At 58.7% G+C, this 13755-nt stretch carries 13 protein-coding genes and 1 pseudogene; 11 read left to right on the top strand and 3 right to left on the bottom strand.

What is annotated here, in order from left to right:
* Positions 1-144: 144 nt before the first annotated feature.
* The 11 genes and pseudogenes from ftsH to ACQQCD_RS07110 all read left to right on the top strand — a co-directional run bounded on the left by ftsH (position 145) and on the right by ACQQCD_RS07110 (position 10946).
* Positions 145-2259, top strand: a complete 2115-nt coding sequence (gene ftsH, locus ACQQCD_RS07060) for an ATP-dependent zinc metalloprotease FtsH (RefSeq protein ID WP_430267684.1) — start codon at positions 145-147, stop codon at positions 2257-2259.
* Between the two features lie 10 nt (positions 2260-2269).
* On the top strand, positions 2270-2905 hold the full coding sequence (gene folE, locus ACQQCD_RS07065) for a GTP cyclohydrolase I FolE (RefSeq protein WP_430267685.1): 636 nt from the start codon (positions 2270-2272) through the stop codon (positions 2903-2905).
* 8 nt (positions 2906-2913) lie between these two features.
* Entirely contained in the window at positions 2914-3819 is a 906-nt protein-coding gene (folP, locus tag ACQQCD_RS07070; protein WP_430267686.1) for a dihydropteroate synthase, read from the top strand.
* A 105-nt stretch (positions 3820-3924) separates the two neighbouring features.
* On the top strand, positions 3925-4329 hold the full coding sequence (gene folB, locus ACQQCD_RS07075; RefSeq protein WP_430267687.1) for a dihydroneopterin aldolase: 405 nt from the start codon (positions 3925-3927) through the stop codon (positions 4327-4329).
* Positions 4326-4850 (top strand): 2-amino-4-hydroxy-6-hydroxymethyldihydropteridine diphosphokinase, encoded by a 525-nt coding sequence (gene folK / locus ACQQCD_RS07080; RefSeq protein WP_430267688.1) that lies wholly within the window; start codon positions 4326-4328, stop codon positions 4848-4850. Before folB ends, folK begins: the two co-directional genes overlap by 4 nt.
* A 27-nt stretch (positions 4851-4877) precedes the next feature.
* Positions 4878-5408: a DUF3180 domain-containing protein gene (locus tag ACQQCD_RS07085; protein WP_430267689.1), complete on the top strand. Its 531-nt coding sequence runs from the start codon at positions 4878-4880 to the stop codon at positions 5406-5408.
* Positions 5389-5901, top strand: a complete 513-nt coding sequence (locus ACQQCD_RS07090; protein ID WP_430267690.1) for a PH domain-containing protein — start codon at positions 5389-5391, stop codon at positions 5899-5901. The genes ACQQCD_RS07085 and ACQQCD_RS07090 overlap by 20 nt, the downstream gene beginning before the upstream one ends.
* A complete protein-coding gene (locus tag ACQQCD_RS07095) occupies positions 5898-7505 on the top strand; it encodes a PH domain-containing protein (protein WP_430267691.1) in 1608 nt (535 codons plus the stop codon). Before ACQQCD_RS07090 ends, ACQQCD_RS07095 begins: the two co-directional genes overlap by 4 nt.
* A complete protein-coding gene (locus tag ACQQCD_RS07100; protein ID WP_430267692.1) occupies positions 7498-8424 on the top strand; it encodes a Rossmann-like and DUF2520 domain-containing protein in 927 nt (308 codons plus the stop codon). The genes ACQQCD_RS07095 and ACQQCD_RS07100 overlap by 8 nt, the downstream gene beginning before the upstream one ends.
* Complete coding sequence (gene panC, locus ACQQCD_RS07105) at positions 8414-9295, top strand: pantoate--beta-alanine ligase (RefSeq protein WP_430267693.1); 882 nt, start codon at positions 8414-8416, stop codon at positions 9293-9295. The genes ACQQCD_RS07100 and panC overlap by 11 nt, the downstream gene beginning before the upstream one ends.
* A 165-nt stretch (positions 9296-9460) precedes the next feature.
* Positions 9461-10946: pseudogene (locus tag ACQQCD_RS07110) on the top strand (MDR family MFS transporter).
* A 143-nt stretch (positions 10947-11089) separates the two neighbouring features.
* Here the strand turns inward: ACQQCD_RS07110 and ACQQCD_RS07115 are convergent.
* Genes ACQQCD_RS07115 through ACQQCD_RS07125 form a run of 3 tightly spaced genes read right to left on the bottom strand, consistent with a single transcriptional unit; the run spans position 11090 to position 13722 of the window.
* On the bottom strand, positions 11090-11923 hold the full coding sequence (locus tag ACQQCD_RS07115) for an alpha/beta fold hydrolase (protein ID WP_430267694.1): 834 nt from the start codon (positions 11921-11923) through the stop codon (positions 11090-11092).
* 47 nt (positions 11924-11970) lie between these two features.
* The gene (locus ACQQCD_RS07120) at positions 11971-12843 is read right to left on the bottom strand and encodes an alpha/beta hydrolase (RefSeq protein WP_430267695.1); all 873 of its coding nucleotides are present in this window, start codon (positions 12841-12843) and stop codon (positions 11971-11973) included.
* Between the two features lie 9 nt (positions 12844-12852).
* A complete protein-coding gene (locus tag ACQQCD_RS07125) occupies positions 12853-13722 on the bottom strand; it encodes an alpha/beta fold hydrolase (protein WP_430267696.1) in 870 nt (289 codons plus the stop codon).
* Positions 13723-13755 lie beyond the last annotated feature (33 nt).

Here is a 13755-nt window from a genome sequence, read left to right on the forward strand (position 1 = left end):
ATAGTTGCCTCAGAACAACACTCGCTACGCCCAGAGGGAACTTTTACATCTCGCCGTGCGTGAACATCTGCGGACGGTGTATAGCTAGTTGCTAGAAAACCTTGAGCAGGACAAGCAGGAGGGACGGGGCGCGCCCCCGAGTAGATGAACGTAAAGAGCTTTTTTAAGGGTCCAGGCATTTGGATCGTGGTGGTTGTTGCCATGCTCCTGCTGGCCTTCGCAACTTTCGCCCCCGGTGGCGCATCGCAGCTGGATACCAACAAAGGTCTAGAACTTTTGAAGGACAGCAGCAAAGTTGAGCAGGCCAAAATCATCGACAGCGAAAATCGCGTCGACTTGGTGCTGAAGGACAACTACAACCTTGATGGCCAAGACAAGGGCAAAAACGTCTACTTCAAGTACGTTGATGCACGCAGCAAGGACGTAGTTGACGCCGTTACCTCCGCCAACCCCTCTAAGGGCTTCACGGATCAGCCGGTAGAGAGCAACTGGTACTCCGGCATCCTTTCGCTCCTTATCCCGGTTCTGCTGCTCGGTGTTGTGTTTTGGTTCTTGCTTTCCCGAATGCAGGGTGGCGGCTCCAAGGTGATGCAATTCGGCAAGTCCAAGGCCAAGATGATCACCAAGGACATGCCGCAAGTGACGTTCGCGGATGTTGCTGGGGCCGATGAAGCGGTGGAGGAACTTGAGGAGATCAAGGAATTCCTCCAAGAGCCGGCCAAGTTCCAAGCGCTCGGCGCCAAAATCCCCAAGGGAGTTCTTCTGTACGGCCCCCCAGGTACCGGTAAAACTCTTCTGGCCCGCGCCGTTGCTGGTGAGGCAGGGGTTCCGTTCTTCTCCATTTCAGGTTCTGACTTTGTTGAAATGTTTGTGGGTGTGGGTGCGTCCCGTGTCCGCGACCTCTTTGAGCAGGCCAAGGCCAACGCGCCGGCCATCATCTTTGTTGACGAGATCGACGCCGTTGGCCGTCACCGTGGTGCCGGAATCGGCGGCGGCAATGACGAGCGCGAGCAGACTCTTAACCAGTTGCTCGTGGAGATGGACGGCTTTGACGTTAAGACCAACGTCATCCTGATCGCTGCAACTAACCGCCCCGACGTTCTTGACCCGGCACTTTTGCGCCCGGGCCGTTTTGACCGCCAGATCGGTGTTGACGCACCGGACATGATTGGCCGCGAACAGATCCTGCGCGTTCACGCCAAGGGTAAGCCAATGGCTCATGGTGTCGATTTACGTGGCGTTGCTAAGAAGACCCCCGGTTACACGGGTGCTGATTTGGCCAACGTTTTGAATGAGGCAGCCCTCTTGACCGCCCGTTCAAACGCCAACCTGATCGATGATCGCGCCCTGGACGAGGCCATTGACCGCGTTATGGCTGGCCCGCAGAAGCGCAGCCGCGTGATGAAGGAATTCGAACGCAAAATCACTGCGTACCATGAAGGTGGTCACGCCTTGGTTGCCGCTGCGTTGCGCAACTCAGCACCGGTCACCAAGATCACCATTCTGCCGCGTGGCCGTGCGCTCGGATACACCATGGTGGTTCCGGACAATGACAAGTACTCCGTGACCCGCAACGAGCTTTTGGACCAGATGGCGTACGCCATGGGTGGCCGTGTGGCTGAAGAGATTGTGTTCCATGATCCTTCTACTGGCGCTTCCAATGACATCGAAAAGGCAACGTCAACTGCCCGGAAGATGGTGACCGAATACGGTATGAGCGAGCGTGTTGGTGCAGTGCGTTTGGGCTCCGGCGGTGGCGAGCCTTTCTTGGGCCGCGACGCTGGCCACGAACGTAACTACTCCGATCAGATCGCTTACGTGGTTGATGAGGAAGTGCGCCGTCTCATCGAGCAGGCTCATGACGAGGCTTACGCTATCCTCACCGAGAACCGAGACGTTCTTGACCGTCTGGCTGTGGAGTTGCTTGAGCGTGAAACCCTCAACCAGCAAGAAATTGCTGAGGTGTTCAAGGACATTCGCAAGCGTGACTTCCGCGAGATTTGGCTGTCCAAACCGTCCCGCCCGGTGCAGAACATTCCGCCGGTAGAGTCTCGCGCTGAGGCTGCTGAGCGCAAGGCTCAAGAGGAAGCAAAGGAAGCCCGCTTGGAGGAGCCTTTGGATGTTGCCTCACCGCACACTCAAGGGCCCTCGGATCACGGGAATTTTGAGGCTGGTCAGCAGGGCGGTCCTCAGGACGGAAGGCTAGGCGGTTCCTTGGGTGGAACGCCGGATGGAACCGACCCGAACCAGCACGGCTAGGATTTCTAGCGTGACTCACTTTGATGACGACGACGACATTCAGCCGGCAACGCGCTTGGCAACCGGGGAACTTATCTCAGAGAAGGTAGACCTGCCCCGGATTGAAGCCGCGGTTCGGGAAATCCTCATTGCCGTGGGCGAGGACCCTGAACGGAGCGGGCTGATTGATACGCCCAAGCGTGTTGCGAAGGCTTATGCCGAGGTATTCTCAGGCTTGCACCAGGACCCTGCAACAGTGTTGTCCACAACTTTTGACATGGACCACGAAGAATTGGTCTTGGTTAAAGACATCCCGTTCTACTCCACGTGTGAGCACCACTTGGTGCCCTTCCACGGGAAAGCCCATGTTGGCTACATTCCCTCACATGACGGCAAGGTCACGGGTCTGAGTAAGCTTGCCCGGCTGGTGGACATTTATGCCCGCCGGCCCCAGGTACAGGAACGGCTCACCACGCAGATTGCTGATGCGCTGATCCAGTACCTGAAGCCACGCGGGGCGATTGTTGTTGTTGAATGTGAGCACATGTGTATGTCCATGCGCGGGGTGCGTAAGCCCGGCGCCAAGACCGTTACGAGTGCCGTTCGCGGCCAGTTGCATGACCCGGCCACGCGCGCCGAGGCCATGAGCCTGATACTCGGAAAGTAAGAGGAAGCATGGATTCACTCGCTGCAGCACCCGGAACGGGTCCGGCAACTAGCCCCCTTCCCGTGCTACGTAAACCCCGGCCCAGGGCCGAGTTTAAAGACCTACCCACGGACCGGACGCTTGTTATGGGCATCCTGAACGTCACACCGGATTCGTTTAGCGACGGCGGACAGCACGGCACCGCAGATTCGGCAATTTCTCACGGGCTGCGAATGTTCTACGCCGGCGCTGACATTGTGGATGTTGGCGGAGAGTCCACACGGCCCAATGCTGAGCCAGTGAGCCCTGAAGAAGAGCAAGCCCGTGTTTTGCCGGTGATTGAGGCGCTGGTCAAGGCTGGCGCATTGGTCAGTATTGACACCACTCATGCGTCCACTGCAGCAGCCGCTTTGGATGCTGGTGCTGCAATCATCAATGACATCTCTGGGTTGACAGTTGAGCCGGAAATGATCGAGCTGGTGGCAGCGAGCAAGGCTCCATATATCCTCACTCACCGCCGCGGGAACGCCGCCACCATGGATTCCCTGGCCAACTATGAGAACCTCACACAAGAGGTGGTCCAAGAGCTGACCGAAGTGCGTGAGAAGTTCTACGCCGCCGGTGTGCAGCCAGAGCAGCTCATTGTTGATCCGGGCCTGGGTTTTGCCAAAAATGATCAGCAGAACTGGGAGCTGCTGCGCAACGTTTCGGCCTTGGACGCTTTGGGCCACCCCGTTTTGGTGGCTGCGTCCCGCAAACGTTTTATTGGCAGCCTGCTCAAGACTTCGGGCAAAGCTGCGCAGCCGCTTGAACGTGATCACGGGACCGCGGCCATTACCGCCGTCGTCGCGGCCAACGGTGCGTGGGCTGTTCGCGTGCACGACGTCGTCGCAAACCTTGACGCTGTAAAAGTAGCCGCGCTTTTGCGCGGCTAAACAAGCCTTGTGTCCCGCTAGGCGGGGTCATGGTAACTGACATTTGAATCGGGGCCGGTGGGTAAAAACCGCCGACTTGCCCGCGACTACTGGGAGCCGGAGACCATGGATACCATTTCGCTCAGCGGCATTGCCGCCGTCGGACATCACGGCGTTTTTGATTTTGAACGCCGCAGCGGACAGCCCTTCCTCGTTGATGTGGAGCTGTACACCGACTTCACGGCCGCGGCGGAAACCGATGATCTGACCATGACGGCCCATTACGGTGAAGTGGCGGAGCGCATCAAGGCCATGGTCACGGGTGAGCCGTTGAACCTGATTGAGACCCTTGCCGTCCGGATCGCTAAGGATCTGCTGGAGAACTATTCGGTGGACGGTGTGTCCGTAACGGTGCATAAGCCCAAAGCGCCTATTGAGGTGCCCTTTGGTGACGTGGCAGTGAGCGTGAACCGTACACGAGCTGATTTTGGGCTTGAACCTGTGGCAAAAAACGTGAAGGACTCAAAGTGAACCGACCGTTGACGCGTGCTGTATTGGCGCTGGGCAGCAACCTTGGTGAGCGTAATGACACGCTTGCCGCAGCTGTGGCTGACCTTGTGGACCGGCCGGAGGTTCGTTTGACGGATGTCTCCCCGGTCATTCAAACCAAGGCAGTGGGTGGTCCTGCGGGGCAGCCTGACTTTTTGAATATGGTGATGGGAATTGAGACTTCCCTCGACCCGTATGAGCTGTTGGAACATTGCCAAAAGGTTGAGGCTAAGCATTTGCGGGTTCGTGAAGTTCACTGGGGTCCGCGCACTTTGGATGTGGACATTGTGGTCTACGGCGACGTTGTCAGCGATGATCCGGTTCTGACCATCCCGCATCCGCGCGCTAGCCAGAGGGCGTTTGTTCTGTACCCGTGGGCGCTGATGGACCCGGGTGCGGAACTCGGTGGCGAAAGCGTGAGTGAACTGGCCATAAAGGCTTCCGATTTTGCTGACATTGAAATGTTTGATGGTTACGAATCCCAGCCTGCCGGGGCTGTTTAAATCGGAACAAGCGGAGAGTATGTAGTTATGAAGTCCATCCGTCCTATGATTCTTGTGGCGATCGCTGGTGCGCTCGCCGTTGTGGCGTGGGTGGTTTCCTTGATGGCTGCCAAGTACAGTTTTTCCACCCCATTGCTACCGCTAAGCGCCCTGATAACGGTGGGTGTGATTGCTGCTTTGACCCTCATACTGGGCCTGCGAATCTTGCGGTGGAAGAACAATCCGACCAAAACGCGCTTGGATCCGATCTTGGCCGCCCGGACCTTGCTGCTGGCTCAAGCAGCGGCATATGCTGGCGCTGTTTTGTTCGGTTGGCACGCCGGTATTGTGCTGGATCAGTTGAGGTTTTTGGCATATTCGAGTGGCCAGGCGAACGTCTGGTCGGGGTTGATAATGGCCGGCGGTGGTTTAGTGATGGTGGCGGTTGGCTTGGTGGTGGAGCGTTTTTGCCGCGTTCCCCCGGAGGATGACGCGCCCAGCGGTGGCGGCGATGCATCAAGTTCCGGACGTGTTGCCAAACCCAAAAATGAGGGGGAGTATGCCAGCCGAGCCGATTGATCCGCCAGGAATTGTATGGACGCGCGTTTCTCCCAAGTACGTTCGTGTGCGCATTCTTGGTTTGGCCATTTCGAGCCTAATCTTTCTGGCCATTCTTAGCGCCCCACTGCTTCTGGTGCAGCTGGGCTGGTGGCAGTGGCCACCATTGTGGGTTGCTGTGACGGTTCCGGCAGTGTACTTGGTGCTGTGTGTGTGGCGGATACTGCTGATTCCGCGCCAAGTCAGGGCCATTGGTTATGCCGAGCGGGATGATGATCTGCTGATCCGGCAAGGCATTTTTTTCCAACGAACCATGGTGGTCCCGTACGGGCGGATGCAGTACGTGGACGTCAGCGTGGGGCCAATTGACCGGGTTTTGGGCCTGTGCACCGTGAAACTTCACACCGCGTCGGCGTCCACAAACGCCCATATCCCAGGTCTTCCAACCTCCGAAGGCGCACGGCTACGTGAGCAGCTGTCGGCTCGCGGCGAAGCGCGCCTGGCCGGACTGTGAAGTTCGGCCGAGGTGTGAACGCTGTGCCGGGCGTTGACCCTGACCCCGGTGCAAACACGTACGACGACGAGTGGAAGCGTGTGCACCCGGCTTCCCCTTTTGTACGTGGCTGGGTTGGTTTGGCTGCCGTTTTGTACTTTGTGGGCCGGGATGTTCTTGAACGGCTAGTGCAGGGACGCCCAGCGTGGGATGAGGCGGATATTGATTCCGGCCGGTTGGCGCGGATTGCAGTAATCGGCGGGGTTTTGCTGTTGCTTTTCCTGCTTGGTTTTGTGCTGAGCTGGCTGACCACTAGGTATCAGGTGGGGGCCGATCATGTGCGGATAAATAGCGGAATTTTGTTTAGGCAAAGCCGTCAGGCACGTTTGGATCGCGTTCAGGCGATCGACATTGTGCAGCCGTTTTTGGCGCGAATTTTTGGGTTGGCCGAGTTGCGTTTTGAGGTGGCCGACGCGGGGCAATCGGCGGTGAAACTGTCATTTTTGAAGCTTGAGGACGCCAAGGAACTACGGGCAACTATTTTGGCCCGGGCTGCAGGTTTGAAGGCTGCAGGTTCGAAGTCCGTTGCCTCGGGCCCGGCGCAAGGGGATTTAACGCAAGCGACAGTTCCGCATGAGTCTTCGGAACCCGAGTCTTCAACGCCCGTGTCTTCAACGCCCCAGTCTTTGGCGCCCCAGCTCGCGGAACGCCATGTTCTGTCGGTTCCCCATGGGCGACTCTTGGGATCCATTGTCATTTCCGAGGCCACTGTTGGTGTGCTTTTGGGTGCCGCAGCCTCCGTGGTTTTGAGCGTACTCACCGAATCTGGGGCTTTTTATCTGTATTTGATCCCGGCCGCTCTAGGTATTGGTGCTTCCTATTGGAGCGCGTTCAATAAGGGATTCAATTTCGTCGCTAGCTGGTCCATGGATGGAATTCGCTTGCGTTATGGGCTACTGGACACTCGTACACAAACCGTGCCACCGGGCCGAATTCAAGCCCTCAAAGTTTCCCAATCACCCTTGTGGCGACTCTTTGGCTGGTACCGGATTCAGGTTAATGTGGCCGGCTATGGGGCTTCTTCGGAGGGCGAAAATGGCCAGCGGACTCTGCTTTTGCCCGTAGGAACTCAAGGCCAAGTAGTGGCAATGGTCGCCTTAGTTGTGCCCGGCATGGACGCTCACCAAGCTGGAGTGTTTGGAGCAGGGCTGATGGGTTTGACGCCCAAGACTAGGCAGAATTCGGAGCCCGCTGCTTTCCGCACTTCCCCCCGCCAGGCTCGCTTTCTCTCTCCACTGGCGTACCGTCGCAATGGTTTCGCTGTCATTGACTCCGCCCTGCTGATTCGTTCTGGCCGGTTGTGGCGAACCCTAGTGCTGGTCCCGCACGAGCGCACCCAGTCCATGGCCCTGGTGCAAGGACCTTTGGCTCGTCGCTTTGGGCTTGTAGATTTGATCCTGCACACAAGCCCCGGACCGGTGACGCCACGCTTACTTCAAGCCAGTCTCCGTGAAGGGCAAGAGTTGTTTGAGCAGCAGGCCCGCCGGGCACGCGAGGCCAGGGGCAGACAACACAACGAACACTGGCTCACGCCACAAACTCAGCAGGAGAATCACCATGGCTAAGCCAGGACGCCTCGGCGTGGGCATTATTGGCGCAGGCAAAGTTGGTGCCATCCTTGGTGCGGCATTACGGGCTGCCGAGCACGCCGTCGTCGGTGTTTCAGCGGTTTCTGAAGCGAGCCGCGAGCGGGCTGAGAACCTCTTGCCTGGCGTCCCCGTTCTTGAGGTCCAGGAAATAGTGGAGCGCGCCGAGCTGGTTCTTTTAGCAGTGCCGGACGACGCCTTGGCACCTTTGGTGGAGGGCCTCGCGAAGCTTGGTGCATGGCAGCCGGGCCAGCTTGTGGCGCACACTTCTGGGCGTTTTGGGGTAAGTGTTTTGGCTCCTATTCGTGCCGCAGGGGCTGTTCCGCTTGCCATCCACCCGGCCATGACGTTTACGGGGTTGAGCCTTGATCTGGCCCGGCTCCCGGACTGCACTTTTGGTGTTACTGCAGATCCGGCCATGTTGCCCATTGCCCAAGCACTGGTGGTGGAGATGGGAGCCGAGCCGGTGGCAATCGCTGAGGCTGACCGGACCCTGTATCACGCTGCATTGGCGCACGGTTCCAACCACTTGGTGACTCTTGCTGCCCAATCGGCCCAGCTTCTGCGTGATGTGGGGGTAGAGAACCCAGAGCGTATGCTGGGACCGCTTCTGCGAGCATCGTTGGAGAATGCTTTGGCTTCCGGGGAGGGCGCATTGACCGGTCCGGTTGCGCGCGGAGATGTGGGCACAGTCCAGGCTCACGTCAGCGCACTGCGAGATCACGATGGCGGCCATTCGGGAGACATTTTGGCCGCATACACCGCGATGGCGGATGCCACGGCGCGCCGTGGTGCGGACCGTGGAATCTTGCGTCAGGACCAATTAGCGCAGCTAGAAAAGGCATTAGAACCCGGGCATCTCCCGGAGAGTGAGGAAGGGCCCCACGATGGCCATTAAGTTAGTCACCACAGCGGCGGAACTGCGGGCCGCGAGCCGCGAGCTCTTGGCTGAAAAGGGCGGTAGCTCGCTGGGACTGGTGCCCACCATGGGTGCTCTTCACGAAGGCCACGCCACTCTGGCCCGCACCGCTGTTGCCGCGAATGACGTTGTAGTAGCCACAATTTTTGTAAACCCCTTGCAGTTCGGTGATGCAGTAGATCTGGACCGCTATCCCCGCACCTTGGATGCTGACCTAGAGCTTTTGGACGCGGAGGGCGTGGACTTGGTCTTCGCGCCAAGCGTGGATGAGGTCTACCCCGGTGGGGAGCCGCTCATTCGGATCACCTCCGGCAGACTCGGGGAAAAGTGGGAGGGCGCCTCGCGTCCGGGCCACTTCGACGGTGCCCTGACCATCGTTGCCAAGTTGCTGCACTACGGGATCTCCGCTGCCCAGACGTACCGGGCCTATTTTGGTCAAAAGGACGCCCAACAATTGAGCCTGGTTCGGCGGATGGTCTCTGACTTGAACTTCCCCGTGGAGATTGTGGCGGTACCCACTGTCCGCTCCGCTGACGGACTGGCGCTTTCGAGTCGGAACCGCTTTTTGTCCGATAAAGAGCGAGAGGCGGCTCTGGTGCTCTCCCGGGCGCTTCGTTTGATTGAGTCGCGAGCACTTGCTCACGAACCCTTGGACCTTGAGTCAGCGCGAGCTCTAGTGAAATCTGAATCTCGGGTGGCTTTGGACTACTTCGAGGTGGTGGATCCCGCCACATTGGAGCCGCTCGCGGAGAACTGCCAAGACACCCCCTTCCGCGGCGAAGGCCTAGCCATCATCGCTGCCCGGGTGGGCCCGGTACGTCTGATCGACAACGTGCCGCTGAGCTCCTAAACAATGCCGCGCTTGCGGGCGCAGAAAGGATCTCGGTAGTGGCGGGAATAGTCACGTTTTTTCGCAGTTGTAAGCTCATATCCCCGCACGCGCTGGCGCATGTCTCCCCTCCAAAAAAGCGTCACCGCCAGCGCAACTCTCGCACCAACACATCTGAGGTCACCTATGTCTAACTCCGCCCCGCAAGCGCAAAGCGAGCCACCCGCCGTCGCACTTGCCGCCGATTCCCCGGAGACGGACAAGCTTTCGCGCCAGTCCGTCACGGTGATTGTCACCTTGCTGGTGGCTACTTTTGTGGTCATTTTGAACGAGACAATCCTCAACGTTGCCCTGCCGCACCTGATGAGCGATCTGTCAGTGAATGAGAGCACCGTTCAGTGGCTCGCCACCGGGTTTATGCTCACCATGGCCGTGGTAATCCCCACCACCGGATTCATTCTGGAACGCCTCAGTACCCGGCAGGCGTTTTTGCTCGCAATCGGCCTCTTCACCGCTGGCACGGCGCTCGCCGTAGTGTCCCAGGGCTTTGCCATGCTGTTGGTCGCGCGTGTGATTCAAGCTGCCGGAACCGCCGTGATGATGCCGCTGCTGATGACCACCATTTTGACGCTGGTGCCCATGTCCAAACGCGGGATGGTGATGGGAAATATCACCATCGCTATCTCGGTGGCACCGGCCCTTGGCCCCACCGTTTCAGGGCTCATTTTGGCCAACTTCTCGTGGCGTTTTATCTTCCTTTTTGTGCTGCCGATCGCCATTGCCGCAATGATTATTGGCGCCAAATTCCTCACGAACGTGGGGGAGACCGGTCAGCAAAAGCTGGACACCCTCTCGGTGCTGCTCACCGTTCCGGCCTTCGGTGGCCTGGTGTATGGGCTTAGTCAGCTGGGAAACCACGACGCCGGGTCAACAGGTGTGTCCGTCGCTGCAGTGACCGCTTTGGCCATCGGAGTGGTGAGCATGCTCCTTTTTTGTCGTGCGTCAGTTGCGCCTCCAGAAGCACGACGCACCCCTTTTGGACCTGCGCGCCTTCAACTACCGGATGTTTACAGTCTCAGTTCTATTGATGGTGGTGGCCATGCTCGCGCTGTTTGGCTCGGTCATTTTGCTGCCGATCTACCTTCAGCGCGTGCTGCACGTGGACACCCTGACCACCGGCTTGCTTCTGCTTCCGGGTGGGTTGGCCATGGGGCTTACGGGGCCATTTATTGGGCGTTTGTATGACAAGTTCGGGCCCAAGCCGCTCACGATTTCCGGCTCGATTCTTATGGTGTTGTCCCTATGGCAGTACTCGATGCTGACCGATTACACTGAACTGTGGTGGATCGCGATTGTTCAGACGGTACTCAATGTTGCTTTAGCCCTGATCTTTACGCCGGCCTTCACTAACGGGCTCAACCCCTTGCCGCCGGCGCTGTATTCCCACGGTTCGGCAATTATCAGCACCTTGCAGCAAGTGGCTGGTGCTGCTGGGACGGCGTTGCTGGTCTCGATCTTCGCCATTGCTTCTGCAGCGTCAGGCAATCTGGTGGTGGGCACCCAGGCGGCCTTCCTCACAGCGGCGCTGATCGCCGTCGTGGCAGTGATCCTCTCGGTGATGATGCGCCGCACTGGCGACCCAGCGAACGCAGCCGCCGCAGCGCACCACTAGTACCCGCCTCTTTTTCCCGCCGAGTTGGCACTTAACGCGCATGTTTGGCGTAAACACCCGCGTCAAGTGCCCACTCGGCGCTGGGTGAGGGCGTGCGCTGGATGACGGCGGGAGGGAAACGCTGCGCGGGAGGGCGAGCGGAACTAGCTTGCGAAGAACTCAGCAAGTTCGGTGATGAGTTTGTCCGGCGCGCGATTAACGCCGTCGTGCCCGTAACCGTCCAAAACCGAGTAGCTGGATCCGGAGAGAACATCGTGAATCTGCCCGCACGCCACACCGAAGTACGCGGGGCTCTTTTCCCCCACCATAATCAGCGTCTCGAGCGGTAGTTCCAAGAACGGCTCGGCCGGCATATCCGCAGCAATGAGCGCCTTGATTTCTCGCACACCGTTGGGCAGCTGCTCACGAATCTGCTTGGCCAGAGGTGTGTTCGCTGTGATCTTGCTGGCCAAGGAGAGCATGTATAGCGGCATCCGGGACACAGCCCCACCGGCGTCCAGGCCCTTCACCGCAATGGCGGCAGCCTTATCCAGATCTCCGGTAGCCGTGGCCTTTTCGTATTCGGGAATCCATGAGGCCACAACACTGTGGTTGACGGAGACAGCCGGATCGTAAACAGCCAGCCGATCAACTGGGACAGTGCGGGCGGCGTGAAGGGCCAACCCGCCACCAAAACTGTGCCCAAAAATGTCTGTGGCACCGGTGTGGTTAAGAATCACTTGAAGGTCTTGAATGTCGCGTTCTAGCGTGTAATCCGCAGCCTGCGCGGAGGAGGCCCCGTGCCCACGCCGGTTGAGCGTATGAATGGGACGTTCAAGGGCGGCGCTGAGTTTGTGCGAAAACTTGCTGTAGTCAGCGGCCGTCACCATTGAACCAATAACGACGACGACGCCCGGACCATTGGAGCGAAATTCGGCGCCGGTGGTGAACAGTTCCAGCGCGGCCGAGTCGGTGGTGGTGATCATCTCGCGGGTCATGCTTTGAGCCTAGCTGTTTTAGCTGTGGAAGGGCTATGCGCTGAGGCTTAGGCGGCGAAGTACTTTGCGATGTCACTCACGAGCACTTTGACAGCTGCGGGGATGGAACCGTGGACACCCTTGGGCGAAACCTGTAGCCCGCTGCCATGGACGCTTTGATGTAACTTCTCTGCCGTGACTTTGTAATAGGACGGACTTTTGGCACCAACAAAGAAACGTGTGGTTTTGGGCAAAACGGCGAAATCTTCCACCACGTTGCTGACACCGATTGCTGCTTTGAGCTCACCCACACCGCTCGGCATCAACTGGCCGAACATTTTGTTCACCTTGGTCCGTGAAACCACGGCCATTAGCCCAACCAAGATCGGCTCGGGAACGCGGGAAAGTGTGCTCGCTGGTTGCATACCTTTGCGGAGCCGGGCCAAGGCGCGCCGCACGTCGCCGTCGTTGACTGCCTTTTCAAAACTGGGCAGCCACGAAACGTCCATATCCCCGTCAAGGTTCACGGCGGCGTCGTAAACGGCCAAACGGGCCGGTTCAAGTGGCGTTCCGGCGAATCGCTGCGCGGCGTTCAAGGCAACAGCCCCACCGAGGGAGTGGCCAAAAATGTTGCGGGCACCGGTGGTTTCTAGAACCAGCCGAAGATCGCTGATTTCTGTTTCCATCGAGTAGTCATCAGGCTGCTCGCTGGAACCACCCCGACCACGGCGATCGTACACATCGACGGCCCAGCCCCGGCCTTCGCCAGTGATCTTGTCCAGTTCGGCAGCTAGGGCCATGGAGAAGGGTCGGTAGATCAAGGCGGTCAGGAATGCCCCGCCCACCACAACAACACGGCGCTCGCCGGGGGCGTCTTCTTGGCCGTAGCTGTAGAGCGCGAGCAGGCCGCCGTCGTCGGTGTTGAGCTTGCGTTCTTTCACTGAACCATCCTATGTAAGCTCCGGGCCCAAAAATTCCCGCACATTGCGCATCAATGCCGGTCCGGGGCGGATGGGGCCTTCGTGTTGTTGGAAGGGGATGGTGCGGAAGGTGATCAGAGGCGAGGCGGCGGCTAGAGCGAGCCCCGTTTGGCCAAAGTACTCGGGGCTGAATTGGCCGGAGAGCATCAGTGTGGGGACCTCGATGTTTGCAAAATCTGCCGCTGTTCGGTCCGCTCTTAGCAGGGCGCGCATCTCCACTACCGCCGTGGGTAGTAGTGCACGCATTTCAGAACCACGCGGTGTCTTCGCTGACAGCATTGAGATTCCTCGAAGCATGTTCAGCGGAAGTTTTGAGATAGGTCCGGCAGTTCCCAGTCCCTGGACCAGGTGGGCCCAAGCATGGTCCAGCCTGCCGGACGCCGTGTCCACCTCCAATTCGGGGCGCCAACGGCTCTGCAAATTCCCGTCCAGTGAGACAGCTGCGTCGTAAGTGACCAGCCTGCGGATTGGCAGTTCTAATGCGGCACTGAGGGCTACGAATCCACCAAAACTGTGCCCCAAAACGTCCGCTGATCCTGTGTAATTCATCACGGTTTTCAGATCAGCGATTTCATCGGCGATCGAATAATCCTTTAGCTGGCCAGAGCTGGCCCCGCGTCCACGCCTGTTGTAGCTATACACCGGGCGGTCTAGGGTGCGGGCCAGCCGCCTAGCGAAGGGCCAGTACAGCCGGTCAGTGACCACGGTGCCGTGAATAAGTACGACGCCGGGTTGCTGGCTGGGCGCTGTATTAGTCACCTCTAGGGGCACCCTCGGAAGGAAGCTGTGCAGCTCGAGGTGAGTGGCGTCGTCGTTCCCTTGAATTACTTCAACATTCACCCCGCCATGGTAGGCACAACAGGGCCGGTGGCA

The organism is Pseudarthrobacter sp. J1763, assembly GCF_050490295.1.
In the GTDB taxonomy this organism is placed as follows: Bacteria; Actinomycetota; Actinomycetes; order Actinomycetales; family Micrococcaceae; genus JBNPEO01.